Genomic DNA, 23,211 nt, shown 5'->3' with positions numbered 1-23,211 from the left:
AATTACTTACGCAGGCCCAGTTTGGCGATCAGATCGCGATAACGGGTAGCGTCTTTGCCCTTCAGGTAGGACAGCAGGCTCTTACGACGGTTAACCATCATGATCAGACCACGACGGGAGTGGTGATCCTTGCTGTGTGCCTTGAAGTGGCCGTTCAATTCGTTGATGCGTGCGGTCAGCAGCGCAACTTGAACTTCTGGCGAGCCGGTGTCTTTTTGACCACGGGCGTTGTCCGCGATGATCGCGGCTTTGTTGATGTTTTCTACGGTCATGATATTTACCTTTAACATGCGGTGCGCGGAGTCGTAACCCTGCACATCGTGAACTTCAAAAAAAACTGATCCGAAGACCAGACCCGGAAGTATAGCGGAAAAAGCGCCGGATGTATCCTGTGTTGGCTACAATTCTTCCACCAACCGGACCAATTTCAAGGGTTTGCGATGAAAAAAATGATATTTATGGCAATTTTTACCGCATTGCTGGGCGCTTGCGCCAGCCTCGGCGCCCCACCCGTGACGCCCGGCGAGCCGGTGGAAACCGTCAAGGCCAAGCTGGGCCAGCCCACCGGCACCTACGCCAGCGGCGCCGACACGATGCTGGAATACGCCAGGGGGCCGTTCGGCCAATACACGTATATGGCGCGCCTCGGTCCCGACGGCAAGCTGGTCTCGTTCGAACAGGTGCTCAGCAGCGAGAAGTTCGCCACCGTGCGGCCGCGCAAGGACAACAAGCAAACCATCCTCAGCACCTTCGGCAGGCCGGCGGCGCAGGTGCGTTATGCCAGCGTGGACGGCGACGTCTGGGTCTACCGCTACAAGGAACAGAACGTCTGGGACTCGGTGATGAGCGTGGAGTTCGACCGCAACGGCGTCGTCCAGGCCATGGTCAACGGCCCCGACCCGGAGCGCGAGGGGCGCCGGGGGCGATAAAGGTAGGATCAATCCCACGATACATATGGGAGTGCGCCGACGCAGATTCCGTAGCGTGATTGATAAGATTCCGCCATTCAATCGCCACCCTACGGAGCACCCCATGCCTTTATGCACTCCTCCCGCACGCCACGCCATTTACACGGCAACCCTGATCGCCCTCAGTACCGCCACCGCGATGGCATGGGCCGATCCATCGCCGGCGCTGGACCGCGCCAGCGTCTCGGTTGGCGCCTTCTACACCGACCCGCGCGTCAACTACGAAGGCGACACCAACTACGGCCATATCGACAGCGGCACCTACAAGACCGATCGCGTCACGCTGCCGCGCGTGAAGGCGCAACTGCTGCTGGGCGATACGCAGGGGCTGGACTTCGACTACTACAACTACGACAAGACCTACAACCCGAGCCTGAGCGGCGCCACCAACCGCGACGGCATTCCGCTGGTTGGCAACGGCCGGCTCGACGCCAAGCTGAAAATGGACCTGGCCAACCTGGCCTATAAATGGTGGCTGGGCAGCGGCAACGACGTGTTCGGCATCGGCGTGGGCGCCGCCTACTACCACGCGCGGGTGGACGGCACGGCCAGCGGCATCCTGAACGGCATCAGCGGCAACTCGCGCTATTCGGAAAGCGAAAGCGCCTATGCGCCGCTGCTGGAACTGGGCTGGCGCCATGCGTTCTCGCCGACGCTGCGCATGTTCGCCGACGCCAACGGCATCAAGAAAAACGGCGGCAGCATCCAGGGGCACATCTACGGAGGCGCCGTGGGGCTGGAATGGTATGCCACGCCGAATGTCGGCGTGGTGGCGGAATACAGCTCGTCCAAAATCAGTCTGACCCGCGAACGCGATGCGACCGACTTCAACGTTCGCCTGAGCGGCCCGGCTGCCTACGTCAAGTTCCGCTTCTGATGCGTTGATCCATCAGCCCAGCGCCGCGCGCACCTGCGCCGCAAAGGGGATAGGCGCCACGGCGCCATGGCCCAGTGTCGACAAGCCGGCGCTCGCATTCGCATAGCGTACCGCGTCGGCCAGCGTATCGCCGGCGGCGAGGCGCGCCAGCAGGCTGCCGTCGAAGCAGTCGCCGGCGCCGGTGGCGTCCACCGCCTGCACCGGATTGCCTTGCGCCAGTTGCGGCGCGTCGCCCTCGGCGGCATACCAAGCGCCCGCCGGGCCGCACTTCAGCACCACGGCGCGCGCGCCCTGCTGGCGGCACCAGGCAAAGATCGTCGGCACGTCGTCGGTGCCGGCCAGCGCCACCGCTTCATCAAGGCTGGGCAGGAACAGATCCGTGAGCGCGATGGTCGCCGTGATGACGGCGCGTGCGCGCGCCAGCGGCCACAAGGACAAACGCAGGTTCGGATCGAAGCTGACGCGCGCGCCGGCCGCGCGCGCGGTCTCGATCGCGGCAAAGACGGTGTCGCAGGCGCTGGCGGAAATCGCCTGCGAGATCGCCGACACATGCAGCCAGCGCGTGGCCGACAATACGCGCAGATCCATCGTCCGCGGCTGCATGCGGCTGGCCGCCGAGCCGGCGCGCAGGTAGCTGAACGAATGGCCTTGCGCGCCGTGATGGACGAAATACAAACCCGTCGGTGCGCCGGCATCCAGTTCCACGAAGCTGGCGTCGACGCCCTCCTGCTTCCACAGGGCCATCAACATGCGGCCGAACTGGTCGTCGCCGAGGCGGCTCAGGTAGGCCGTGGCGGCGCCCTGGCGGCTGGCGGCGATCACCGAGTTGGAGGTATCGCCGCCGTAGCCCTGGCGGTAGTTCGGATCACCCGGCGTGGTCTGGTTGAACTCCACCATTGCTTCACCGAGTGCGACGATGTCGAATTGCTTGGTCATGTTTAATTTTCAGGTTCGGGGTTGAGCCATGCGGCCAGTTCAAGCTTGCCTTGTGCGGATACTTCCAAAGCGCGGCTGTCGTCGCTGCGGCGCAGCCAGCCGCGCTCGACGAAACTGTCGAGCAGCGCGACCGCCAGCGGGCCGGCAAAATGGTCGCGCCGTTCGGACCAGTCCACGCAGCCGTACAACTGGCGCCGCGCCGGCGCGCCTTCCGCCAGCACGATGCCCAATGCCCGCAGCTGCGCCTCGCCTTCCGCTGTCAGCGGGTAGTCGTGTCCATCGCCTTCGCCAGTCTGGACCCAGCCATTATCGACGAAACAGCGGCACAGGTCTACGCCCAGCACGCCCGCCAGATGGCCGTAGCAGCTGCGCGCGTGGCGCAGGCCGCGCATGGCGGGCGCCTGCCAGCGGGTGGTTTCCGGCAGCGAGCCGTCGGCTACGCGCAGCAAGGCTTCCAGCGCGTGCGCGACGTTGCCGTCGGCGAGCATGTAGTAGCGATGGCGGCCTTGCGCGCGCACCCGCGCGAGGCCTTCGTCCACCAGCAGTTTCAGGTGCTGCGAGGCGGTCGGCGCGGCGACGCCGGCGTGCTGCGCGAGATCGGTGGCCGTGTAAAAGCGGCCATCCAGCAGGCGAGACAACATCAGCGCGCGGGTCGGATCGCCGATGGCGGCGGCCACGCGGGCGAAGCGCGGTTGCGGCATCGTCATGGCGTGTCCGGTGCGGCGACGGGCGGATGGAACGGCGGCGCTTCGTCGCGCTCCAGCAGGCCGTAGTCGCGGATCACGCTGGCCACGCGCAGGCGGTAGTTTTCGAATACGCCCGAGCGGCCGGCGGTTTGCGCCGCGCGATGCTGCTCCTGCTCGCGCCAGGCGCGCACCGCCTCCTCGTCGCGCCAGAACGACAGCGACAACAGCTTGCCCGGCGATTTCATGCTCTCGAAGCGCTCGATGGAAATGAAGCCGTCCATCTTTTCCAGCAACGGCGCCAACTGGGCCGCGCGGTCAAGATACTCGGCGTAACCGCCGCCGCTGGGTATCACTTCAAAGATCACGGCTATCATGTGGCGCTCCTGAGTAAAAACGCATTGACAGCATTGTAGAGCAGCCCGCGCGCAGACTCCAGATGCATCAGGTGCGTGGCGCCTTCGATGGTGGCGAGCTCCTTGTGCACGCTGCCCAGGGCGGCTATCAGCTCGTCGGCATCGACCCCGCTGCATGCGCTGTCCCATGCGCCGCGCACCAGCAGCGTGGGCACGGAAATGTTCGAAGCGCTGTAGAGCGCCTGCCCGGCCCGCAGCGCGCGCACATCGGCTTGCGGGCCGGCGGGCGTCATCACGGCCGGCGGCATGCGGCCGGCGGCGTCGGGATCGGTGGCCAGGAAAGCCTCGCTCCAGACCTGGAAATGCGCTTCCGAGAAGACCTGCTCTCCGCCGCGCGGGACATCGTCGATGAAGCGGCGATATTGCGCCCACGCCGTCAGCGGGTAATGCGATGCCGAGCCTGCGGCGGCGGGCACGTAATTGCCGGGTTCAGAGCCGCTGCCGCGCGCTGTGATCGGTGCGAACAGCACCAGAGCCGCGAGGCCGTCCGGATGGTCGCCCGCGTAGCGCGCCGCCACCGTGCCGCCCCACGAATGGGCCAGCAACATGACGGGACGACCGCCGTTGCGCCCGCGGACGGCACAGACCACGCGGCGCAGTTGCGCTTGCACGTCTTCCAGGCCGCCAGCGGGCGTGCCGTCATGCCGCGGGTATCGCTCCGACGCGCCATAGCCGGCGAAGTCGAAGCCCCACACGTTGAAGCCGGCCGTGTTCAGCTCATCGGCCCAGCTGCGGCCATCCAGTTGGAAGAATATGGAAAGATCGGCGCCGAACGTCGAGCCGTGGACGTAGATCACGTCGCCCAGATCGGCGGCGGCGCGGCGGACTTGCAGCGCCAGCATGGGCTGTTCCATTAAATTGATCATTGAAGCCTCCTGTCATCGAATCGACAAGATAGCTGTTTGAACCGGCGCATGCTTCGGCGTGGACCGAAGCATGCGCCAGGCGCCGCTCAGGGCTGCGGATTGACGCGCTCGATCTTCGAGTGCAGCTTGTTCAGCGCCGACAGATAGGCCTTGGCCGAAGCGACGATGATGTCCGGATCGGCGCCGACGCCGTTGACGATGCGGCCTTCCTTCGACAGCCGCATGGTCACCTCACCCTGCGATTGCGTGCCGGTGCTGATCGCGTTGACCGAGAACAGCACCAGTTCAGCGCCGCTGCCCACTTCAGATTCAATAGCGTTGACGGTGGCGTCAACCGGACCATCGCCCTTGCCTTCCGATACATGCTCTTCGCCGCCGATGGAGAACACGATCTTCGCGCTCGGTGTCTCGCCGGTATTGGAGCGCTGCGCCAGCGACGTGAAGCGGTAGTATTCGCTATCCTGCGACTGCTGCTCGTCCGACACCAGCGCCAGGATATCCTCGTCGAAGATATCGGATTTGCGGTCGGCCAGCTCCTTGAAGCGGACGAAGGCGGCGTTGATTTCCGCTTCCGATTCCAGGTCGATGCCCAGCTCCAGCAGGCGCTGCTTGAAGGCGTTGCGGCCGGACAGCTTGCCCAGCACGATCTTGGTGGCGGTCCAGCCCACGTCCTCGGCGCGCATGATCTCGTAGGTCTCGCGCGATTTCAGCATGCCGTCCTGGTGGATGCCGGAAGCGTGCGCGAACGCGTTCGCGCCGACCACCGCCTTGTTCGGCTGCACCGCGAAGCCGGTGATCTGCGACACCATCTTCGAGGCCGCGACGATCTGCGTGGTGTCGACGCCGCACTCCAGGTTGTAGTAGCCGCCGCGCGTGCGCAGCGCCATCACCACTTCTTCCAGCGCCGTGTTGCCGGCCCGCTCGCCGAGGCCGTTGATGGTGCATTCGATCTGCCGCGCGCCGCCTATCATCACGCCGGCCAGCGAGTTCGCCACCGCCAGTCCCAGGTCGTTATGGCAGTGCACCGACCAGATGGCCTTGTCGGAATTGGGAATGCGCTCGCGCAGGCGGCGGATGGTTTCGCCGAAAATCTCCGGCACCGCGTAGCCCACCGTATCGGGGAAATTGATCGTGGTGGCGCCCTCGGCGATCACGCCTTCCAGCACGCGGCAGAGGAAATCCTCGTCCGAGCGGCTGCCGTCTTCCGGGCTGAATTCGATATCGTCGGTGAATTGGCGGGCGAAGCGCACCGCGTTCTTCGCCTGCAGCAGCACCTGGTCCGGCAGCATGCGCAGCTTCATCTCCATGTGCAGCTTGGAGGTGGCGATGAAGGTGTGGATGCGTTTGCGTTCGGCCGGCGCCAGCGCCTCGGCCGCGCGGGAGATGTCGCGGTCATTGGCGCGCGACAGCGAACAGATGGTCGACTCGCGCACCACCGAGGCGATGGCCTTGATCGATTCAAAGTCGCCCTGCGAGGCGGCGGCGAAGCCGGCTTCGATGACGTCCACGCGCAGGCGTTCGAGTTGCTTGGCGATGCGGACTTTCTCGTCCTTGGTCATCGACGCGCCGGGAGATTGCTCGCCGTCGCGCAGCGTGGTGTCGAAAATGATAAGGCGGTTGGATGAGTTGCTCATGATGGCTCCGTGACTGATGCTTCGTTGCTTAAAGACGCTCGCTCGGATCGTCCGATTCCTGGTCGGTCTGGATCAGGCTGACCTTCTTGCCCTTGGCCAGCCGCCACGCCGACACCGCGTAGCCCGACAGGCCGTAGGCGATGAAGATCGGGAACAGCACCTTGGGCGGATCGATGGATACCAGCGCGAACACCAGCGCGATCAGGAACACCGCGATGAACGGCACCGATTTGCGGAAGTTCACGTCCTTGAAACTGTAGAAAGGCACATTGGTCACCATCGTCAGGCCGGCGAATACGGCGATGCCCCACGATACCCAGCGCAGTTCGATGCCGGAGACTTCCTGGTCGACCATCAGCAGGATGAAGCCGGCCACCAGCGCGGCGGCCGACGGCGACGGCAAGCCCTGGAAGAAGCGCTTGTCGACCACTTCGATATTCGTATTGAAACGGGCCAGGCGCAAGGCGGCGCCGGCGCAATAGACAAAGGCGGCGATCCAACCGAGCTTGCCCAGGCCGCGCAGCGACCATTCGTACATCACCAGCGCCGGCGCGGCGCCGAAGGACACCATGTCCGACAAGGAGTCGTACTGCGCGCCGAACTCGCTCTGGGTATTGGTCAGGCGGGCGACGCGACCGTCCAGGCCGTCCAACACCATGGCGATGAAGATGGCCCAGGCCGAGTGCTCGAACTTCTGGTTCATCGCCATGACGATGGCGTAGAAACCGCAGAACAGCGCGGCGGTGGTGAAGGCGTTGGGCAGCAGGTAGATGCCGCGATGGCGCGGCCGGTCGAGATCCTCGCCCCTGGCGCGGCGGGCGAAGCGGCTGAAGCGCGAGGTCTTCGGCAGTTTGGCTTGGGCTACGCCATTTTTTGCTCGGCGGCGGGGGAATTTGGCCATGGGGTTCCGTTTATGGTTATCTGGTCTTACTGCGCCATCATTATAGAGGAGCCGAACCCAAATCCGCCTATTTGAAGCGCACTTTGCCGACCAGGCGCATTTGCAGCGTGGTTTCGCCCGGCTCGAAGCTGGGTTCCTCGACGGCGGTGTCGGCCGCTCTCATCAACATCGGCGAGGACGCCCGCGCCCCGGTCACGTTGACACGGTCGGTATAGTTGCCCGAGCCTTCGAAATCGACCGTGTCGAGCACCGCGTCGCCGACCTTGCGGCCCATGGCGTTGGCGATCGAGTTGATGCGTTCGTTCAGGTTCTTGTAGGTCGCGGCGATGCGCTGGTCGTCCAGCTGTTTGGTGGTTTCCGGCGTCAGGCCGAAGTGCAGATTGTTCAGCGTCATGATGCGCTGGGCGGCGGCGACGGTTTTCGACAGGCCCGCGATGTTGGTGGTGGTGACCTGCAGCGACTGGCCCACGCGCCAGGAGGTCGGCACGCGTGGCTTGCGCGGCTGGCCCGGCGGCGGCGCCACCTCGTCCGGATAGACCGGATAGGTATAGTAGCCCTGGGTTTTCAGGCTGGCCTGCGGGTCTTCCTTCTTGACGATGTCCAGACCCTGCTTCATTTTCTGATTGACGCGGGAGGCGGCGGCCACCTTGTCCTTGTCCACTTCCTCGACGGCCAGCGTAATGACCGCCTGGTCGTTGACGTGTTTGACTTCGCCAAAAGCGGGCACCACCACCAGCGTGCCGGCGGTGGGCAGGGATTCCAGCGGCGCCGACTGCGTGGATAGCACAAAGGAAGCGATCGCGGCGGCGGCGAGTTGTTTCATGACAGTCATTGCGGTCTCCAGAGTTGATATAACAGCAATGTCAACTGTACCCGAACAATGGCCGCCTTGCAGCACGCTTATTTGAAGCGGACCTTCCCGACCAGTTGCATCTGCAGCGTGGTTTCACCCGGCTCGAAGCTGGGCTCGGCCACTTCGGCGCTGTCCATGGACTTGGCCATGCGCATCGCCATCGGCGCCGGGGCGGCGGCGAACTCGCGCTGGGCGTAATTGCCTGAGCCTTCGAAGTCGACCGTGTCCAGCGTGGCGTCGCTGACTTTGCGGCCCATCGCGCTGGCGATCGAGTTGATGCGCTCGTTCAGGTTTATATAAGTCGCGGCGATGCGCTGGTCGTCCAGCTGTTTGGTGGTCGCCGGCGTCAGGCCGAATTGCAGGCCGTTCAAGGCCAGGACTTTTTGCGCGGCAGCCACGGTCTTCGGCAGGTTGGCCAGATTGGTGGTGGTGACCTGCAGATATTGGCCGACGCGCCAGGCGGTCGGCACGCGCGGTTTCGGCTGCTGGCCGTTCAGCAGCGGGCGCTCTTCCGGATAGACCGGATAGGTGTAATAGCCTTGGGTTTTCAGACTGGCCTGGGGGTCCTCCTTCTTGACGATCTCCATGCCCTGCTTCATTTTCTGGTTGACGCGCGAGGCGGCGGCGGCCTTGTCCTTATCCTGCTCTTCGACGGCGAGGGTGGCGACGGCCTGGTCGTTGACGTGGGTGACTTCGCCAAAGGCCGGCACCACGACCAGCGTGCCGGTGGTCGGCAGCGATTCCGGCGCGGCATGCGCGGCCAGCGCGAAGGAGACAGCAGCGGCTGCGGCGATATGTTTCATGACGGTCATTGCGGGCTCCAAGGTTAAATTTACGGCAAGAGGAACTGTACCCGAAATTACCGTGCGCACCTGTAAGACATGGTGAGTGTTTGTAACATTGACAGCTCTCGCCGCTGGCACGGCTACGACATTGCGACCAGGATGACGCACGACATCAAACTGCCCATCAAGAACATCGGGCTGTTAATCAGCGCATAGTAAAACGGACGGGGAAAGAGCGGGTTGATCGCGATGTTGACCGTCATCGCCACGAGATAGCCGATACCGACAATGACTCCAAGCGCGAGCGCACCGCCGTAGGTATGGATTTGCAGGGCCTGCAGCAGGAACGCCGTCGTCACGATATTGATGGTGCCGCAGATGAACGGCCCGATGATGAAGAGCGGCCCCGGCTTCTGCGCGGGCCGATCGGCGATTCCCAGCGACGAGGCGTATTGTTTGCCAAATAAAGCGACAAACCAGATGCCTCCAAGGCAGAAGTTGGCGACGCTTGCGGCCGCGATCGCAAACCAGTTCATTTGAAATAATGCTTCCATCATCCCAGGGTTCCTTTTCATAATTTATCCTATGGCTCATTCAGTGCGCCACCGCTTCGAGTGCTTGTATTGCCAACGTGCTGGAGGCAGTATAATGATTCCACCTGTCAATTCTTGTCAGTTGGTTTAATGCTACGTTCAACTCGCCTCTTCCAGCTTCTGGATGCATTTCGTGCGCTGCCGTCGCCCGTCACCGCCGCGCAACTGGCCGACCGGACAGGCGTATCCGTGCGTTCGATCTACCGCGATATAGACAGTCTGCGCGCAGCCGGGGCCGAGATTGATGGTGAACGTGGATATGGCTACCGCCTCATTGAAGACGGTTCGCTGCCGCCGCAGATGTTCAATCGCCTGGAAATTGAAGCCCTGGTGCTGGGGCTGGCGGAGGTACGCCACATGGGGGATCCGCAACTTGCCGAAGCGGCCGCGACGGTGCTCGGCAAGGTAGCGGGCACGCTGCCCTCGGCGACCCAGCAACAGATTCTTCATGCTGTGTCGCAGGTCCACCGCTTCGAGGGCCGCTATCAAGCGGCTTTGCCTGATATGCGGATCATCCGGGAAAGTTGCTGGCGTGAAGAGGCCCTGGAGATACGCTACAACGACAGATTGGGTGAAGTCACTGAAAGACGGATCTGGCCTCTGTCCATCGTCTATCTCGACAACATGCTGGTATTGCTGGCCTGGTGTTGTCTGCGCGAGGACTTTCGGATGTTCCGGGCCGAACGTCTGGTGTCCGTGGCGGGCACTGGAGAGAGCTTCAGGCCACGGCGCGTGGCGCTGCTGCGCACCTACTTGGCCCAGCTTGCCAGGTTGGACACGGGCACGAAACGATAAGACTTGATACCGGATTGCCCCGCATTGAAAACAGGAGCCGCAGCTCCTGTTCCCCCGACGCTGGCATCAACCCATGGTTGATCAGTTTGCGCCCGCCTCGAACCAGCGTTTGACCAGATCGCGCTCGGCGTCCGTCATGCCGGTGGCGTTCCCGAGCGGCATGCTGCGCGAGACCACCTGGCTGTACACCTGTTGCGCATTGCTGCGGATGCCGGCCTCGCTGTCGAGGCGGACGCCCGCCTGCGCCCCGCCGCCGGAATGGCAGCTCAGGCAACGCTGGCCGACGATGCCGCTGATGGTAGCGAAGCTCGGCACGGCATTGGCGACCAGCGTGTTGATGGTCGCTTCCACTGTGGTGTTGAAGGCCGTCGTGTCCGTGGTGGCACCCACCGAGGCCAGCATCGCCCGCACCGTCGCCGCGGCAGTCTTGCCTTTGTAGGCATTGATGCGCGTGTCGCTGTTGAGCGCGCTGGTAAAGGCCTGGCTCACCGTCACCCGATTATTAATGAGCTTGGCGTCCAGCAGGCCCTGGTCGCTGGTATTCACCAGTGCGGCGCTCATGATCGCCAGCGAGGCATTGGCACGGGTCAGCGTACCGGCGTCGAGCGCGCCGATCCAGAACGCCTTGCCCGCCGCCGCAGGCGAGCGTCCCAGCACATTGGTGAAGATCGCCGTGACGAAGGCTTCGTTGTCGCCCGAGTACAGCGCGGCCGATTCCGCGCTGGTGCCGAAGCTGTCGATCAGCGTCTTGATCGAGGCATTGCTGTCATAGGCGCCGGTCAGGTCGCGGATGCCCGGGGGCGCGTCCAGTTGCACCATCTGCGCGGCAAAGTTGACCAGGGCAGCGCTGTCGGCCGGCCGGCCGAAATAGGAAATGTACAGCTGCTGCACCAGCGGATAATAATCGGTGGCGCTGCTCGCTTGCGCGCCGAGCCGCACGGACGCGGCCATTTTGGGCTGCTGCGCCGCCGTCTCCGGCGAGTTGCCGCCGCCGCAAGCGGCGAGAGCGATGGCCAATACGGAAAAAGTGATGGTCTTGATCAAGGTGCTCACGGTAATCCCCAAGTTAGTTTCGCCGTAAATACCCTGTCAATTGGAAAAGGTTCAAGCAAGACGAAAAAAAACCGGCTTGCGCCGGTTTTTTTGCAAAGATGAAGCTTAGTTCTTCGACTGGTCGACCATCTTGTTCTTGGCGATCCAAGGCATCATCGCGCGCAGTTTCGCGCCGACTTCTTCGATCTGGTGCTCGGCGGTCAGGCGACGGCGCGAGATCAGGGTCGGAGCGCCGGCCTTGTTTTCCAGGATGAAGGACTTGGCGTATTCGCCGGTCTGGATGTCCTTCAGGCACTGGCGCATCGCATCCTTGGTGGCTTCGGTCACGACCTTAGGACCGGTCACGTACTCGCCGTATTCGGCGTTGTTCGAGATCGAGTAGTTCATGTTGGCGATGCCGCCTTCATAGATCAGGTCGACGATCAGCTTCAGCTCGTGCAGGCATTCGAAGTAGGCCATTTCCGGAGCGTAGCCCGCTTCGGTCAGGGTTTCGAAGCCGGCCTTGATCAGCTCGACCGCGCCGCCGCACAGGACTGCCTGCTCGCCGAACAGATCGGTTTCGGTCTCTTCGCGGAAGTTGGTTTCGATGATGCCGGCACGGCCGCCGCCGTTGGCCGAGGCGTACGACAGCGCGATGTCACGGGCGATGCCGGACTTGTCCTGGTACACGGCGATCAGGTGCGGCACGCCGCCACCCTGGGTGTAGGTGGCGCGCACGGTGTGGCCCGGGGCCTTCGGAGCGACCATGATCACGTCCAGGTCGGCGCGCGGCACGACTTGGCCGTAGTGCACGTTGAAGCCGTGGGCGAAGGCCAGCACGGCGCCTTGCTTGGCGTGCGGTGCGACGTTTTCGTTGTAGACCTGGGCGATGTTTTCGTCCGGCAGCAGGATCATGATGACGTCGGCAGCCTTGACCGCATCGTTCACTTCCGCCACTTTCAGGCCGGCTTTCTCAACCTTGTTCCACGAAGAACCACCTTTGCGCAGGCCGACGGTCACGTTGACGCCGGAGTCGCTCAGGTTTTGCGCGTGGGCGTGGCCCTGCGAACCGTAACCGATGATGGCGACGTTTTTGCCCTTGATCAGGGAGAGGTCAGCGTCTTTGTCGTAGAAAACTTTCATGGTATTTCCTTAGTAGTATTTTTGAATTTACTTAAACTTTGAGGATGCGTTCGCCGCGTCCGATGCCGGAACCGCCGGTACGTACCGTCTCCAGGATGGAAGCGCGGTCGATCGAATCGATGAACGCGTCGAGCTTGCTCTTGGCGCCGGTCAGTTCGATCGTGTAGCTCTTCTCGGTGACGTCGATGATGCGGCCGCGGAAGATGTCCGCGGTGCGCTTCATCTCTTCACGCTCCTTGCCCACCGCGCGCACCTTGATCAACATCAGTTCGCGCTCGATGTGCTGGCCTTCGGTCAGATCGACCACCTTGACCACCTCGATCAGGCGGTTCAGGTGCTTGGTGATCTGTTCGATGATGTCGTCCGAGCCGCTGGTGACGATGGTCATGCGCGACAGGGTCGGATCTTCGGTCGGTGCGACCGTCAGCGTTTCAATGTTGTAGCCGCGGGCCGAGAACAGGCCCACCACGCGGGACAACGCGCCGGCTTCGTTTTCCAGCAAGACAGAGATAATGTGTCGCATCTTATAAGTCCTCCGAACCCAACAGCATTTCAGAGAGCCCTTTGCCCGCTTTCACCATCGGCCAGACGTTTTCCGATTGATCGGTAATGAAGTTCATGAAGACCAGCTTGTCTTTCATGCCGAAGGCATCGCGCAGCGCGCCGTCGACGTCGCCCGGTTTCTCGATGCGCATGCCGACGTGGCCGTAGGCTTCCGCCAGCTTCTCGAAGTTCGGCAGCGAATCCATGTAGGACTCGGAATAGCGCGAACCGTAATCGATCTGCTGCCACTGGCGCACCATGCCCAGGAAGCGGTTGTTCAACATGATGATCTTCGGCGTCAGATGATATTGCTTGCAGGTCGCCAGCTCCTGGATGCACATCTGGATCGAGCCTTCGCCGGTGATGCAGGCGACGGTCGCGTCCGGGTTGGCCATCTGCACGCCCATGGCGTACGGCAGGCCCACGCCCATCGTACCCAGGCCGCCCGAGTTGACCCAGCGCTTGGGCTTGTCGAACGGGTAGTACTGCGCGGCCCACATCTGGTGCTGGCCGACGTCGGAGGTGATGAAGGCGTCGCCCTTGGTCACTTCCCACAGCTTCTGCACCACGGCTTGCGGCTTGATCACCAGGTCCGAGGTCGGATACTTCAGGCAATCCTTGCCGCGCCATTCGGCGATCTGCTTCCACCAGTCCTTGAGCGCGGGCGCGTTCGGCCTGGCGTCCGCAGCGTCGAGCTGGGCCAGGAATTCGATCAGCACGTCCTTGACGTTGCCGACGATGGGGATGTCCACTTTCACGCGCTTGGAGATCGACGATGGATCGATATCCACGTGGATGATCTTGCGCGGGTTGGAGGCGAAGTGTTTCGGGTTGCCGATCACGCGGTCGTCGAAGCGGGCGCCGATGGCGATCAGCACGTCGCAGTTCTGCATCGCCATGTTCGCTTCGTAGGTGCCGTGCATGCCGGGCATGCCGACGAATTTCTCGTCGCTGGCGCGGTAGGCGCCCAGGCCCATCAGCGTGTTGGTGACCGGGAAGCCCAGCTTGTCGACCAGCTTGTTCAGCTCGGGCGCCGCATTGGCCAGGATCACGCCGCCGCCGGTGTAGATCATCGGACGCTCGGCCTGCAGCAGCAGCTGGACCGCCTTGCGGATCTGGCCGGAGTGGCCCTTGTCGACCGGTTTGTACGAACGCATCTCGATCTCTTTCGGATACGAGTACGTCGTCTTGTGCATCGAGATATCCTTCGGAATATCGACCAGCACGGGGCCTGGACGGCCGGTGCGGGCGATGAAGAAGGCTTTCTTGACGGTTTCCGCCAAATCCTTGACGTCTTTGACGAGGAAATTGTGCTTGACCACGGGACGGGTAATGCCGACCGTGTCGCATTCCTGGAAGGCATCCTGGCCGATGGCGTGGCTAGGCACCTGGCCCGAGATCACGACCATGGGGATGGAATCCATGTAAGCGGTGGAAAGACCTGTGACCGCATTGGTGACACCCGGACCGGACGTGACCAGCGCGACCCCAACCTTGTTCGAGCTGCGCGAGTACGCATCGGCGGCATGCACTGCGGCCTGTTCGTGACGCACGAGGACGTGTTGGAATTTGTCTTGCTTGAAGATGGCGTCGTAGATATACAGCACGGCTCCGCCGGGATAGCCAAAGACGTGTTCCACGCCCTCTTCCGCCAGGCAGCGCACCAGTATTTCCGCGCCAGTGATTTGTGTTGATGCTTCGGTATTCATGAAACATTCCTTTCAAGGTCCATAGGAGATTGATCGGATGCTCTTTCCTAGCGAAGTAGGCCTGCCTCTACAGCTTTGCCCTGCGTCCCTTTTTTTCTGCGGTTACGCCAGCCTCTTCCGTCAACCGTAGTGACGTGCAAAGCGGCGCTCAACGCAAACTCTCGTTCAGCCGGATCTGTCTGTAGCGGTTGTGCGTACCTCTCGCGCTTGTGGCACGGGTTAGAGCAAACTGCTGACATATGAAAGCGCGTCCCGTCGATTGCGGCGTTGTGTGCCTGCTGCGGCGAGACCATAGAGCTTCGGGGTGTTCAAAGCGTCCCATACGGTACACCGTGGCACCCTGTTTGGGCAAGTGAAATATCGAAAATATCCCCTTGCCGGTGCATTTTCGATCGATTGTGCGTCAAAAACCATGCAGAAATGGCTAATTTTTGCTAGCATGCGCTCAGTTCACGGGTCGCCGCCAGGCATCCCAGCGCCGGCTTTTCCGGCAGTACCCTCACCCGACGCATGGCCACAGACAAAGAATTATCCGACTTCCTCGAAAACGTCGAGCGGCGTGCCTTTAAACAAGCCGTCTACGCAGTGCGCAAGGACGAATCCGCCCTGGACATCGTGCAGGACGCGATGATCAAGCTCGCCGAAAAATACGGCGACAAGCCGGCCGCCGAGCTGCCGATGCTGTTCCAGCGCATCCTGCAGACCACCATCCTCGATTATTTCCGCAGGGAAAAGGTGCGCAACACCTGGGTCAGCCTGTTTTCGGGCATGGGACCCTCGGGCGACGAGCATGAGGACTTTGATATACTCGAATCCTATGCCGCCGAGGAAGGCACCGAGGCCTCCGAGTCCAGCGCGGACAAGGTCGAGCGCCAGCAAATGCTCGAACTCATCGATGCCGAAGTACAAAAGCTTCCGGCACGTCAACGAGAAGCCTTCCTACTGCGTTATTGGCAGGATATGGACGTGGCTGAAACAGCCGAAGCGATGGGGTGTTCCGAGGGAAGCGTGAAAACGCATTGCTCTCGTGCAACACATACACTTGCGGAGTCGCTAAAAGCCTTGGGAATAAAACTATGAATACCGACGATCTGAATTTCGCTTACAAAGTGCGCCACGCGCTCAATGAGAAGCTGGACGATCTGCCCGCATCGACCACAGACCGCCTGGCACAGGCGCGCAAGATGGCGCTCGCCCGAAAGAAAGCCGATGCGCCGATGCAGGTGCGCGTCAGCAAGACCGAGTTGGCCTCGGCTGGCGGCTTCTTCTCGTTCTCGTGGATGACCCGCATGAGCGTGGCGCTGCCGCTGCTGGTACTGGTCGGCGGCCTGGCCGGCATCTACCACTATGAGCAGGAACAGCGCGTGGCCGATCTGGCCGAGCTGGACGCCGCCGTGCTGTCCGACGAATTGCCGCTGTCCGCCTACCTGGACCACGGTTTTAACGCCTATCTGACCCAGAGCGAGCAATAAGCATGGCATTGAGCGGTCGCGCAAAATGGGGCGCTGGAGCGGTAGCTGTGTTAGCGGTAGCAGCGGCGGGCACGGCCTATGTTGCCAGCCGGCCGGATGCGCCGGCCATCGTTTCCGCGCCCATGGCCGCCGCCACCTCGGCGGCATCCGCCCTGCTGCCCGGCGCCAAGACCGGCAAGACCGCGTCCGCCAAGGCGCCCGAAAAAACCATGTGGAAGGACTTGACGCCTGTGCAACAGCAGGCGCTGGAGCCGCTGTCCGCCGAGTGGGACCAGATGGAGCCCATCCGCAAGCAAAAATGGCTGGGCATCGTCAAGCGCTATGCGTCGATGAAGCCGGATGAACAGGCCCGCGTGCAGGAACGCATGCGCGAATGGGTCAAGATGACGCCGGAAGAGCGCCGCCAGGTGCGCCAGAACTTCGCCCGCGCGCAGAAAATCGATCCGTCGCAAAAGACCACGCAGTGGGAGTCCTACCAGCAGTTGCCGGAAGAACAGAAGAAGGAACTGGCCGCCAAGGCTGCGATCAAGAAGCAGGTCGCCAACCTGCCGACGCCGACGCAAAGCAAGATCAAGACGGTGGCGCCGATCAAGCCGGCCGTGCCGACCACCGGCGGCCCTGCCGTGGCGCCGGCCGCCGCGCCAACCGCGGCGGCGGTTACCCCGGTAGCGCCGGGCATCGATCCGGCCACCGGCGCGCCGATTCCCAATGCATCGAATATAGCGCCGGCCGTGGCGCCCGCCTCACCGGCCGCGCCGGGCACCGTCCAGCCCGCCCCACCCGCCAGCAGCAATGTCAAATAATCCGCCTGTTACCAACCCCACCGTCAAACGCCGCCTGATTTCAATGGTGTATGAAACCCTGCTGGGTTTCGCGGTGTTGTTCCTGCCCTTCCTGATCTTTGAAGTCGCCACCCACGCCAGCCATACACCGACGGTGGAGCACATGCGCCAGGCGCTGGCCTTCCTGGTGCTGGGCGCCTATTTCATCCACCAGTGGAGCCGCGACGGCCAGACGCTGGCGATGAAGACCTGGCGCCTGAAGCTGGTGCGCCCCGGCCATCCGCACCTGTCGCTGCAGACGGCCGCCGTGCGCTACCTGCTGAGCTGGATGTGGGTGCTGCCGGCGCTGCTGGTGTCGCTGGTGTTCGGCCTGCACAAGTGGCAGGCGCTGGGCGCTGTCGGCGTTGGCATTTTGCTGTGGTCGCTGACGGCCTTCTTCGACAAGGACCGCCAGTTCCTGCACGACAAACTGACCGGCACCCGCCTGGTCCAGTTGCCGCCGCCGGAAAAGAAAAAGAAGGCTGCGGACAAGGCCGCTCCCGCCGCTTAAAACTTCTCGTGGTTCTGCAGGTAGCGCCACTCGCCCAGCGGCAGGCTGGCCATCGCGAGGCGTCCAATGCGGATGCGCTTCATCGACACCACGCTCAGGCCGACCAGCTTGCAGACATGCTCGATCTGGCCCGGCTTCGGATTCTTCACGGCGAAGCGCAGGCGGTTCTCGTTCTGCCAGCTGACCTTGTTCGGCGGCAGCGGCTTGCCGTTGAACGGCAGGCCGTGGTTCAGCAGCGCCAGACCATTTTCCATGATGTCGCCCGTTACCTCGACGATGATTTCGTGCTCGATCTTGGCGGCGTCGTCGACCAGCTTGCGGCTGACGCGGAAATCCTGCGTGAAGATCAGCAGGCCGCTGGCCTTGGTCTCCAGCGGCGTGGTCAGGGTCAGGCCGGCCAGGTGGCGCTTGAGGAAGCGCTGGCCCGGCGCGGAGCGCGTCAGCGTGGCCGCGTTCAGCAGATGCAGCGCCGGCGCGCCATCCTTGCCGATGCCGCCGTTGGCGCCCACCGGCTTATGCAGCAGGATCGTCACCGGCACGATCTCCAGCAGCGTGGCGTCGGCGGCCACGTCGATCTGCTGCTCCATCGTCACGCGCGCCCCCGCCTCCTCCACCACGACGCCGTCGACGCTGACGTAACCGCCCTCGATATAGAGTTCGGCTTCGCGGCGCGAGCATGGGCGCATCTCCGACAGGCGCTTGGCCAGGCGGACGGTGTTATCAGTGGTGGTGTCGGTCATCCGAAGAAATCTCCAAAAACGGTAATGGCGCGGTCGATGTCCTCGCGCGACGCATCCATGTGCGTGACGATGCGCAGGTGCGGCGACATCGACACGCGTATGCGGGTCAGTTGCAACACGTCGTTCAAGCCGCGGCAGGCATCGGCCGGGATATCGACGTAAAAGATATTGGTCTGCGGCGTGCTGACCTTGATGCCTTTGAGCTTGGCCAGCTCGCCGGCGAAGTAGGTGGCGTTGTCATGGTCTTCCGCCAGTCGCGCGAAGTTGTGCTGCAGCGCGTACAGGCCGCCGGCGGCGATCATGCCGGCCTGGCGCATGCCGCCGCCCAGCATCTTGCGCCAGCGCTTGGCCTCGGCGATCAGCGGCTTGCTGCCGCACAGGACGGAGCCGATCGGCGCGCCCAGCCCCTTGGACAAACAGACGGAGACCGAATCGAAGCCCGCCACCGCCGCGCGCGCGCTCACGCCCAGCTTGACGGCGGCGTTGCAGACGCGGGCGCCGTCAAGGTGCGTGGCCAGGCCGCGCCCGTGCGCCAGCGTGGTCGCCTGCTTCAGATAATCGAGGCCCAGCACGCGGCCGCCGATGGTGTTTTCCAGCGCCAGCAATTTGGTGCGCGCAAAGTGGAAATCGTCCGGCTTGATATAGGATTCGATGTCGGCCAGCGCGATGCTGCCGTCGGGCTGGTTGATGATGGGCTGCGGCTGGATACTGCCCAGCACCGCCGCACCGCCGCCCTCATAGCGGTAGGTATGGGCTTCCTGCCCGACCAGGTATTCGTCGCCGCGGCCGCAGTGGGCCAGCAGCGCCAGCAGATTGCTCTGTGTGCCGGACGGCGCGAACAGCGCGTCCTCGTAGCCGAACAAATCGGCGGTATATTCCTGCAGCCGATTGACGGTTGGATCGTCGCCGTAGACATCGTCGCCGACGTCCGCCGCATTCATCGCCGCGCGCATCGCCGCACTGGGGCGGGTGACGGTGTCGCTGCGCAGATCCAACCATTTTTCGTTCAGCTCACTCATCGTTCCGTCGCCCTTTCAGTTTATTGTTTCGCTACCTGCTCGGTGAAGAAGCGGTTGCCCATCTCCTCCAGCCCCAATGTTTCCAGCACTTCCTGCAGCCGCTCCGATGGACGCTGGCGCGGCAGGTTTTTATACGTGGCGATGATCAGCTCATTCTTCATCGAGTGCTCCCAGCCAACCAGTTCGGTCACGTTGACCTGGTAGCCATGCGCCTCCAGCTGCAGGCAGCGCAGCACGTTGGTGATCTGGCTGCCGAATTCGCGCGTGTGGATAGGGTGGCGCCAGATTTCGGTCAGCGCGGACTTGGCCAGCGACTTGCCCTTGTTCTTCTTCAGCACCGACGCGACTTCCGCCTGGCAGCAAGGCACCAGCACCATGTACCTGGCCTTCTTCTTCAGCGCGAAGTGAATGGCGTCGTCGGTCGCCGTGTTGCAGGCGTGGAGCGCGGTGACGATGTCGATCTGCTCCGGCAGCAGTTTCGATTCGGTGGACTCGGCCACCGACAGCGGCAGGAAGGACATGCCGGGGAAGTTGAACTGCCTGGCCAGCTCCTGCGAGCGCGCCACCAGCTCTTCGCGGGTTTCGATGCCGTAGATGTGCGAGCTATCGCCCAGGGCCTTGAAGAACAGGTCGTAGATGATGAAGCCGAGATAGGACTTGCCGGCGCCGTGGTCGACCAGCGACACGCTGTCCTTCCCGGCCAGCACGTCCTTCAACAGCGGCTCGATGAACTGGTACAGGTGATAGACCTGCTTCAGCTTGCGGCGGCTGTCCTGGTTCATCTTGCCGTCGCGGGTCAGGATGTGCAGCTCCTGCAGCAGCGCGACGGTCTGGCCTTCGCGGATTTCCGGCATGTTGTCGGCGCCGGTGACGGTGGCGCCGATCTTGTTCGCTTGCTTATTGGGCTTCATCGATCCACGCCTGCTGAATCGCTTCGAGGACCTTCTCACCGCCGCGCGTGTGGTCGTCGTCGAACTCTTCGAGGTCGACGATCCAGTTGTGCAGATCGGTGAAGCGGATAGTCAGCGGATCGACGTCCGGGTGTTTATCGTAAAGCGCTTCCGCAATCGCGGTGATGTCAGTCCACTTCATATCAGTGCCCGCCTTCGCTTGCGTGATTGATGGTGTACTTCGGAATTTCAACGACCAGGTCTTCGTCGGCCACGACCGCCTGGCACGACAGGCGCGACACGGCTTCCAGGCCCCAGGCCTTGTCCAGCAGGTCTTCCTCGGTTTCGCTGGCTTCGCTCAGCGAATTGAAGCCTTCGCGCACCAGCACGTGGCAGGTGGTGCAGGCGCAGGATTTTTCGCAGGCGTGCTCGATGTGGATGTCATTTTCAAGCATGACGTCGCACAGCGTCTTGCCGGCGGGAGTTTCGACAACGGCGCCGTCCGGGCACAGTTTTGCGTGGGGCAGGAATACGATTTGTGGCACTTGATACCTCTAGGTTTTGATTTTTATACGACCTGGTCCAGCGTCTTGCCGGCCAGCGCACTGCGCACGCTGCGATCCATGCGGCGCGATGCGAATTCTTCGGTGCCGTTGGCCAGCGCTTCGACGGCGGACTTCACCGCCGCATGATCGGCCGCGCCGGTCTGCGACTGGGCGATCACGTCGCGCACCTTGTTCATCAGCACATCGACCGATGCGCGTTCCTCGCCGCTCAGCAGCTCGGCGTCTTCGTCCAGCGCGGACTGCGTCGCCAGCAGGATGCGCTCGGCCTCGACCTGCTCTTCGCGCAATGCGCGGGCGACCATGTCGACGTCGGCAGACTTGTACGAATCCTGCAGCATGCGCGCGACGTCGTCGTCGCCCAGGCCGTAGGCCGGCTTGACGGTGATCGACGCTTCCACGCCGGAGCGCAGCTCGCGCGCGGAAACCGACAGCAGGCCATCCGCGTCGACCTGGTAGGTGATGCGGATGCGTGCCGCGCCGGCCACCATCGGCGGAATGCCGCGCAGCTCGAAGCGCGCCAGCGAACGGCAGTCGGACACCAGTTCGCGCTCGCCCTGCAGCACGTGCACCGCCAGCGCGGTCTGGCCATCCTTGAAGGTGGTGAACTCCTGCGCGCGGGCGCAAGGAATCGTCGAGTTGCGCGGAATGATCTTCTCGACCAGACCGCCCATGGTCTCGATGCCCAGCGACAGCGGGATCACGTCCAGCAGCAGCCAGTCGTCGCCGGGCGCGCGGTTACCGGCCAGCAGATTGGCCTGGATCGCCGCGCCCAGCGCCACGACCTTGTCCGGATCGATGTTCGCGTGCGGGATGGTGTGGAAGTATTCGCTGACCGCTCGCTGCACATGCGGCATGCGCGTCGCGCCGCCGACCATGACCACGCCGTCGACGTCGTCCGCATCGACATTCGCGTCGCGCAGCGCCTTCTTGATCGCCTTCATGGTCTTCTCGATCAGGTGCTTGGTGATCTCCTGGAAGGTCGCGGCGGTGACCTTCAGATGCACCTCTTCGCCCGAGCCGAGGACGGCGTCCACGGTCACTTCGGCCTTGGTCGACAGCAGTTCCTTCGCTTCGCGCGCCTTGACCATCAGCACGGCGGTGTCTTCGTCCGACAGCGGCGCCAGCTTTTCCTGCTGGTGGATGTAGCAGAACAGGCGATGGTCGAAGTCGTCGCCGCCCAGCGCGGAATCGCCGCCGGTGGACAGCACTTCGAACACGCCCTTGCTCAGCTTGAGGATGGAGATGTCGAAGGTGCCGCCGCCCAGGTCATAGACGGCGTAGATGCCTTCCGAGCCGTTATCCAGGCCGTAGGCGATGGCGGCGGCGGTAGGCTCGCTCAGCAGGCGCAGCACGTTGATGCCGGCCAGCTGCGCGGCGTCCTTGGTGGCCTGGCGCTGGGCGTCGTCGAAGTAAGCCGGCACGGTGATGACGGCGCCGACCAGGTCGTCGCCCAGCGAATCTTCCGCGCGCTGGCGCAGCGTGGCCAGGATCTGCGCCGAGATCTCGACCGGGCTCTTGATGCCGGCGATGGTCTTCAGCTGCACCATGCCGGGCGTGTCCTGGAAATCGTAGGGCATGTTTTCCGCGTAGGCGATATCGGCCAGGCCGCGGCCCATGAAACGCTTGACGGAGACGATGGTGTTCTTCGGATCGGTGGTCTGCGCGGCCTGCGCCTTGTAGCCGATGTTGGCATGGCCGTTCGGCAGGTAGCGCACCACGGACGGCAGCAGCGGACGGCCATCCTCATCGCTCAGCACTTCTGGAATGCTGTTGCGCACGGTGGCGACCAGCGAATTGGTGGTGCCCAGGTCGATACCGACCGCCAGGCGGTGCTGGTGCGGTGCGGTGGACATGCCGGGTTCGGAAATTTGCAGAAGTGCCATGGATGAGACCTGTATTTTTTGTATTGCCCAAGCACGCGCGGCCGGCGCGTGCGGTCAGGCTTCGATTGCTTCAAATGCGAAGCGGACTTCTTCGCCGAATTTTTCGAGGAACATCAGCGCGCGCACGCCCTGGGCCGCCGCGTGGAAGTCGCCGGCGTCGATCTGCTGCCCGATCTCGGCCAGGCGCGCCTTGCGTTCGTTGCGCAGCTGCTTGTCCAGTGCTTCCAGCGCGTCGCCGTCCTTGCTGGCGCGGGCGTCGCCCAGCTCTTCGCGCCACTCCATCTGCTGCATCAGGAAGGCCATCGGCATCGCGGTGTTCGACTCGGTCTGCAAGTCGACGCCATTGAGCTCGCACATGTACTGCGCGCGCTTCTGCGGATTTTTCAGGGTCTGATAGGCTTCGTTGGCGCGGGTGGCCCACTGCATGGCGACGCGCTTTTCGGCGTCGGTGGCATTGACGAACTTGTCGGGATGGACGCGGCCCTGCACGTCGCGGTAGGCGCTGTCCAGCGCTCCCGCGTCCACGGCAAACTGCTGCGGCAGATTGAACAGCTCAAAGTGATTTTGCATGGCTT

At 63.1% G+C, this 23,211-nt stretch carries 28 protein-coding genes; 7 read left to right on the top strand and 21 right to left on the bottom strand.

All coding sequences use genetic code 11. The features are described 5' to 3' along the window. Positions 1 to 2 precede the first annotated feature (2 nt). On the bottom strand, positions 3 to 272 hold the full coding sequence (rpsO, locus tag ACCD07_RS02790) for a 30S ribosomal protein S15 (RefSeq protein ID WP_008450438.1): 270 nt from the start codon (positions 270 to 272) through the stop codon (positions 3 to 5). Between the two features lie 186 nt (positions 273 to 458). Here rpsO and ACCD07_RS02785 point away from each other — a divergent pair, with 186 nt between their 5' ends. After that, complete coding sequence (locus ACCD07_RS02785; protein ID WP_413446443.1) at positions 459 to 929, top strand: hypothetical protein; 471 nt, start codon at positions 459 to 461, stop codon at positions 927 to 929. 103 nt (positions 930 to 1,032) lie between these two features. Continuing rightward, positions 1,033 to 1,845, top strand: coding sequence for a hypothetical protein (locus ACCD07_RS02780; RefSeq protein ID WP_413446442.1), 813 nt, complete (start codon positions 1,033 to 1,035; stop codon positions 1,843 to 1,845). Between the two features lie 12 nt (positions 1,846 to 1,857). Here ACCD07_RS02780 and ACCD07_RS02775 read toward each other — a convergent pair whose 3' ends face one another. From ACCD07_RS02775 to ACCD07_RS02735, 9 genes are all read right to left on the bottom strand, one after another. After that, entirely contained in the window at positions 1,858 to 2,781 is a 924-nt protein-coding gene (locus ACCD07_RS02775; RefSeq protein WP_176651853.1) for a sugar kinase, read from the bottom strand. A 2-nt stretch (positions 2,782 to 2,783) separates the two neighbouring features. Continuing rightward, positions 2,784 to 3,488, bottom strand: coding sequence for an ArsR/SmtB family transcription factor (locus tag ACCD07_RS02770; protein WP_413446441.1), 705 nt, complete (start codon positions 3,486 to 3,488; stop codon positions 2,784 to 2,786). Then, positions 3,485 to 3,841 carry an antibiotic biosynthesis monooxygenase family protein gene (locus ACCD07_RS02765; RefSeq protein WP_413446440.1) on the bottom strand — a complete coding sequence of 119 codons (357 nt, stop codon included), beginning with the start codon at positions 3,839 to 3,841 and terminating at the stop codon, positions 3,485 to 3,487. Before ACCD07_RS02765 ends, ACCD07_RS02770 begins: the two co-directional genes overlap by 4 nt. After that, positions 3,838 to 4,746: an alpha/beta hydrolase gene (locus ACCD07_RS02760; protein WP_413446439.1), complete on the bottom strand. Its 909-nt coding sequence runs from the start codon at positions 4,744 to 4,746 to the stop codon at positions 3,838 to 3,840. The genes ACCD07_RS02765 and ACCD07_RS02760 overlap by 4 nt, the downstream gene beginning before the upstream one ends. 86 nt (positions 4,747 to 4,832) lie before the next feature. After that, positions 4,833 to 6,380 (bottom strand): 2-isopropylmalate synthase, encoded by a 1,548-nt coding sequence (locus tag ACCD07_RS02755; RefSeq protein WP_176651857.1) that lies wholly within the window; start codon positions 6,378 to 6,380, stop codon positions 4,833 to 4,835. Between the two features lie 28 nt (positions 6,381 to 6,408). Further along, positions 6,409 to 7,281 carry a CDP-diacylglycerol--serine O-phosphatidyltransferase gene (pssA, locus tag ACCD07_RS02750; RefSeq protein ID WP_176651858.1) on the bottom strand — a complete coding sequence of 291 codons (873 nt, stop codon included), beginning with the start codon at positions 7,279 to 7,281 and terminating at the stop codon, positions 6,409 to 6,411. A 67-nt stretch (positions 7,282 to 7,348) separates the two neighbouring features. Further along, positions 7,349 to 8,113, bottom strand: a complete 765-nt coding sequence (locus ACCD07_RS02745; RefSeq protein WP_413446438.1) for an SIMPL domain-containing protein — start codon at positions 8,111 to 8,113, stop codon at positions 7,349 to 7,351. Positions 8,114 to 8,181: 68 nt separating this feature from the next. Then, entirely contained in the window at positions 8,182 to 8,946 is a 765-nt protein-coding gene (locus tag ACCD07_RS02740; protein WP_413446437.1) for an SIMPL domain-containing protein, read from the bottom strand. 113 nt (positions 8,947 to 9,059) lie between these two features. After that, positions 9,060 to 9,476, bottom strand: coding sequence for a DUF1761 domain-containing protein (locus ACCD07_RS02735; protein ID WP_413446436.1), 417 nt, complete (start codon positions 9,474 to 9,476; stop codon positions 9,060 to 9,062). Between the two features lie 126 nt (positions 9,477 to 9,602). Here ACCD07_RS02735 and ACCD07_RS02730 point away from each other — a divergent pair, with 126 nt between their 5' ends. Further along, positions 9,603 to 10,307 (top strand): helix-turn-helix transcriptional regulator, encoded by a 705-nt coding sequence (locus ACCD07_RS02730; RefSeq protein ID WP_413446435.1) that lies wholly within the window; start codon positions 9,603 to 9,605, stop codon positions 10,305 to 10,307. 81 nt (positions 10,308 to 10,388) lie between these two features. Here the strand turns inward: ACCD07_RS02730 and ACCD07_RS02725 are convergent, their stop codons facing one another. The 4 genes from ACCD07_RS02725 to ACCD07_RS02710 form a co-directional block, all read right to left on the bottom strand. Continuing rightward, positions 10,389 to 11,360 carry a DUF4214 domain-containing protein gene (locus tag ACCD07_RS02725; RefSeq protein WP_413446434.1) on the bottom strand — a complete coding sequence of 324 codons (972 nt, stop codon included), beginning with the start codon at positions 11,358 to 11,360 and terminating at the stop codon, positions 10,389 to 10,391. 105 nt (positions 11,361 to 11,465) lie between these two features. Then, complete coding sequence (gene ilvC, locus ACCD07_RS02720; protein ID WP_176651861.1) at positions 11,466 to 12,482, bottom strand: ketol-acid reductoisomerase; 1,017 nt, start codon at positions 12,480 to 12,482, stop codon at positions 11,466 to 11,468. Positions 12,483 to 12,513: 31 nt separating this feature from the next. Then, on the bottom strand, positions 12,514 to 13,005 hold the full coding sequence (gene ilvN / locus ACCD07_RS02715; RefSeq protein WP_176651862.1) for an acetolactate synthase small subunit: 492 nt from the start codon (positions 13,003 to 13,005) through the stop codon (positions 12,514 to 12,516). 1 nt (position 13,006) lies between these two features. Then, positions 13,007 to 14,734, bottom strand: coding sequence for an acetolactate synthase 3 catalytic subunit (locus tag ACCD07_RS02710; RefSeq protein WP_413446433.1), 1,728 nt, complete (start codon positions 14,732 to 14,734; stop codon positions 13,007 to 13,009). Positions 14,735 to 15,244: 510 nt separating this feature from the next. Here ACCD07_RS02710 and ACCD07_RS02705 point away from each other — a divergent pair. From ACCD07_RS02705 to ACCD07_RS02690, 4 genes are read left to right on the top strand one after another with little or no spacing between them, the layout of a single operon-like run. Next, positions 15,245 to 15,814: an RNA polymerase sigma factor gene (locus ACCD07_RS02705; protein ID WP_176651864.1), complete on the top strand. Its 570-nt coding sequence runs from the start codon at positions 15,245 to 15,247 to the stop codon at positions 15,812 to 15,814. Beyond that, the gene (locus tag ACCD07_RS02700; protein ID WP_176651865.1) at positions 15,811 to 16,206 is read left to right on the top strand and encodes a DUF3619 family protein; all 396 of its coding nucleotides are present in this window, start codon (positions 15,811 to 15,813) and stop codon (positions 16,204 to 16,206) included. The genes ACCD07_RS02705 and ACCD07_RS02700 overlap by 4 nt, the downstream gene beginning before the upstream one ends. Positions 16,207 to 16,253: 47 nt before the next feature. After that, entirely contained in the window at positions 16,254 to 17,009 is a 756-nt protein-coding gene (locus tag ACCD07_RS02695) for a DUF3106 domain-containing protein (protein WP_413446432.1), read from the top strand. After that, positions 16,999 to 17,538: an RDD family protein gene (locus ACCD07_RS02690; protein WP_413446431.1), complete on the top strand. Its 540-nt coding sequence runs from the start codon at positions 16,999 to 17,001 to the stop codon at positions 17,536 to 17,538. Before ACCD07_RS02695 ends, ACCD07_RS02690 begins: the two co-directional genes overlap by 11 nt. On the opposite strand, the gene ACCD07_RS02685 is transcribed toward ACCD07_RS02690, so the two are convergent. From ACCD07_RS02685 to hscB, 7 genes are read right to left on the bottom strand one after another with little or no spacing between them, the layout of a single operon-like run. Next, a complete protein-coding gene (locus tag ACCD07_RS02685; protein ID WP_176651868.1) occupies positions 17,535 to 18,278 on the bottom strand; it encodes an rRNA pseudouridine synthase in 744 nt (247 codons plus the stop codon). The genes ACCD07_RS02690 and ACCD07_RS02685 overlap by 4 nt on opposite strands. After that, positions 18,275 to 19,297: a low-specificity L-threonine aldolase gene (ltaE, locus tag ACCD07_RS02680; protein ID WP_413446430.1), complete on the bottom strand. Its 1,023-nt coding sequence runs from the start codon at positions 19,295 to 19,297 to the stop codon at positions 18,275 to 18,277. The genes ACCD07_RS02685 and ltaE overlap by 4 nt, the downstream gene beginning before the upstream one ends. 20 nt (positions 19,298 to 19,317) lie before the next feature. Then, complete coding sequence (locus ACCD07_RS02675) at positions 19,318 to 20,208, bottom strand: class I SAM-dependent methyltransferase (protein WP_176651870.1); 891 nt, start codon at positions 20,206 to 20,208, stop codon at positions 19,318 to 19,320. Beyond that, entirely contained in the window at positions 20,195 to 20,389 is a 195-nt protein-coding gene (gene iscX / locus ACCD07_RS02670; RefSeq protein ID WP_176651871.1) for a Fe-S cluster assembly protein IscX, read from the bottom strand. The genes ACCD07_RS02675 and iscX overlap by 14 nt, the downstream gene beginning before the upstream one ends. Before the next feature lies 1 nt (position 20,390). Continuing rightward, positions 20,391 to 20,732, bottom strand: a complete 342-nt coding sequence (gene fdx / locus ACCD07_RS02665) for an ISC system 2Fe-2S type ferredoxin (protein WP_413446429.1) — start codon at positions 20,730 to 20,732, stop codon at positions 20,391 to 20,393. Between the two features lie 23 nt (positions 20,733 to 20,755). After that, on the bottom strand, positions 20,756 to 22,636 hold the full coding sequence (gene hscA, locus ACCD07_RS02660) for a Fe-S protein assembly chaperone HscA (RefSeq protein ID WP_413446428.1): 1,881 nt from the start codon (positions 22,634 to 22,636) through the stop codon (positions 20,756 to 20,758). 54 nt (positions 22,637 to 22,690) lie between these two features. Next, the gene (hscB, locus tag ACCD07_RS02655) at positions 22,691 to 23,206 is read right to left on the bottom strand and encodes a Fe-S protein assembly co-chaperone HscB (protein WP_413446427.1); all 516 of its coding nucleotides are present in this window, start codon (positions 23,204 to 23,206) and stop codon (positions 22,691 to 22,693) included. Between the last annotated feature and the right edge of the window lie 5 nt (positions 23,207 to 23,211).

This window comes from Duganella sp. Dugasp56, from assembly GCF_047304105.1.
GTDB classification, from domain to species: domain Bacteria; phylum Pseudomonadota; class Gammaproteobacteria; order Burkholderiales; family Burkholderiaceae_D; genus Rugamonas; species Rugamonas hordei.
The sequence above is the reverse complement of the archived record's forward strand: the minus strand, read 5'-3'. Positions and strand labels throughout refer to the sequence as shown.

What these genes read in the sequence shown, in the direction of transcription:
- rpsO (WP_008450438.1), bottom strand. Translation starts at nt 272, where the DNA reads ATGACCGTAGAAAACATCAACAAAGCCGCGATCATCGCGGACAACGCC.
- ACCD07_RS02785 (WP_413446443.1), top strand. Translation starts at nt 459, where the DNA reads ATGGCAATTTTTACCGCATTGCTGGGCGCTTGCGCCAGCCTCGGCGCC.
- ACCD07_RS02780 (WP_413446442.1), top strand. Translation starts at nt 1,033, where the DNA reads ATGCCTTTATGCACTCCTCCCGCACGCCACGCCATTTACACGGCAACC.
- ACCD07_RS02775 (WP_176651853.1), bottom strand. Translation starts at nt 2,781, where the DNA reads ATGACCAAGCAATTCGACATCGTCGCACTCGGTGAAGCAATGGTGGAG.
- ACCD07_RS02770 (WP_413446441.1), bottom strand. Translation starts at nt 3,488, where the DNA reads ATGACGATGCCGCAACCGCGCTTCGCCCGCGTGGCCGCCGCCATCGGC.
- ACCD07_RS02765 (WP_413446440.1), bottom strand. Translation starts at nt 3,841, where the DNA reads ATGATAGCCGTGATCTTTGAAGTGATACCCAGCGGCGGCGGTTACGCC.
- ACCD07_RS02760 (WP_413446439.1), bottom strand. Translation starts at nt 4,746, where the DNA reads ATGATCAATTTAATGGAACAGCCCATGCTGGCGCTGCAAGTCCGCCGC.
- ACCD07_RS02755 (WP_176651857.1), bottom strand. Translation starts at nt 6,380, where the DNA reads ATGAGCAACTCATCCAACCGCCTTATCATTTTCGACACCACGCTGCGC.
- pssA (WP_176651858.1), bottom strand. Translation starts at nt 7,281, where the DNA reads ATGGCCAAATTCCCCCGCCGCCGAGCAAAAAATGGCGTAGCCCAAGCC.
- ACCD07_RS02745 (WP_413446438.1), bottom strand. Translation starts at nt 8,113, where the DNA reads ATGACTGTCATGAAACAACTCGCCGCCGCCGCGATCGCTTCCTTTGTG.
- ACCD07_RS02740 (WP_413446437.1), bottom strand. Translation starts at nt 8,946, where the DNA reads ATGACCGTCATGAAACATATCGCCGCAGCCGCTGCTGTCTCCTTCGCG.
- ACCD07_RS02735 (WP_413446436.1), bottom strand. Translation starts at nt 9,476, where the DNA reads ATGATGGAAGCATTATTTCAAATGAACTGGTTTGCGATCGCGGCCGCA.
- ACCD07_RS02730 (WP_413446435.1), top strand. Translation starts at nt 9,603, where the DNA reads ATGCTACGTTCAACTCGCCTCTTCCAGCTTCTGGATGCATTTCGTGCG.
- ilvC (WP_176651861.1), bottom strand. Translation starts at nt 12,482, where the DNA reads ATGAAAGTTTTCTACGACAAAGACGCTGACCTCTCCCTGATCAAGGGC.
- ilvN (WP_176651862.1), bottom strand. Translation starts at nt 13,005, where the DNA reads ATGCGACACATTATCTCTGTCTTGCTGGAAAACGAAGCCGGCGCGTTG.
- ACCD07_RS02710 (WP_413446433.1), bottom strand. Translation starts at nt 14,734, where the DNA reads ATGAATACCGAAGCATCAACACAAATCACTGGCGCGGAAATACTGGTG.
- ACCD07_RS02705 (WP_176651864.1), top strand. Translation starts at nt 15,245, where the DNA reads ATGGCCACAGACAAAGAATTATCCGACTTCCTCGAAAACGTCGAGCGG.
- ACCD07_RS02700 (WP_176651865.1), top strand. Translation starts at nt 15,811, where the DNA reads ATGAATACCGACGATCTGAATTTCGCTTACAAAGTGCGCCACGCGCTC.
- ACCD07_RS02690 (WP_413446431.1), top strand. Translation starts at nt 16,999, where the DNA reads ATGTCAAATAATCCGCCTGTTACCAACCCCACCGTCAAACGCCGCCTG.
- ACCD07_RS02685 (WP_176651868.1), bottom strand. Translation starts at nt 18,278, where the DNA reads ATGACCGACACCACCACTGATAACACCGTCCGCCTGGCCAAGCGCCTG.
- ltaE (WP_413446430.1), bottom strand. Translation starts at nt 19,297, where the DNA reads ATGAGTGAGCTGAACGAAAAATGGTTGGATCTGCGCAGCGACACCGTC.
- ACCD07_RS02675 (WP_176651870.1), bottom strand. Translation starts at nt 20,208, where the DNA reads ATGAAGCCCAATAAGCAAGCGAACAAGATCGGCGCCACCGTCACCGGC.
- iscX (WP_176651871.1), bottom strand. Translation starts at nt 20,389, where the DNA reads ATGAAGTGGACTGACATCACCGCGATTGCGGAAGCGCTTTACGATAAA.
- hscA (WP_413446428.1), bottom strand. Translation starts at nt 22,636, where the DNA reads ATGGCACTTCTGCAAATTTCCGAACCCGGCATGTCCACCGCACCGCAC.
- hscB (WP_413446427.1), bottom strand. Translation starts at nt 23,206, where the DNA reads ATGCAAAATCACTTTGAGCTGTTCAATCTGCCGCAGCAGTTTGCCGTG.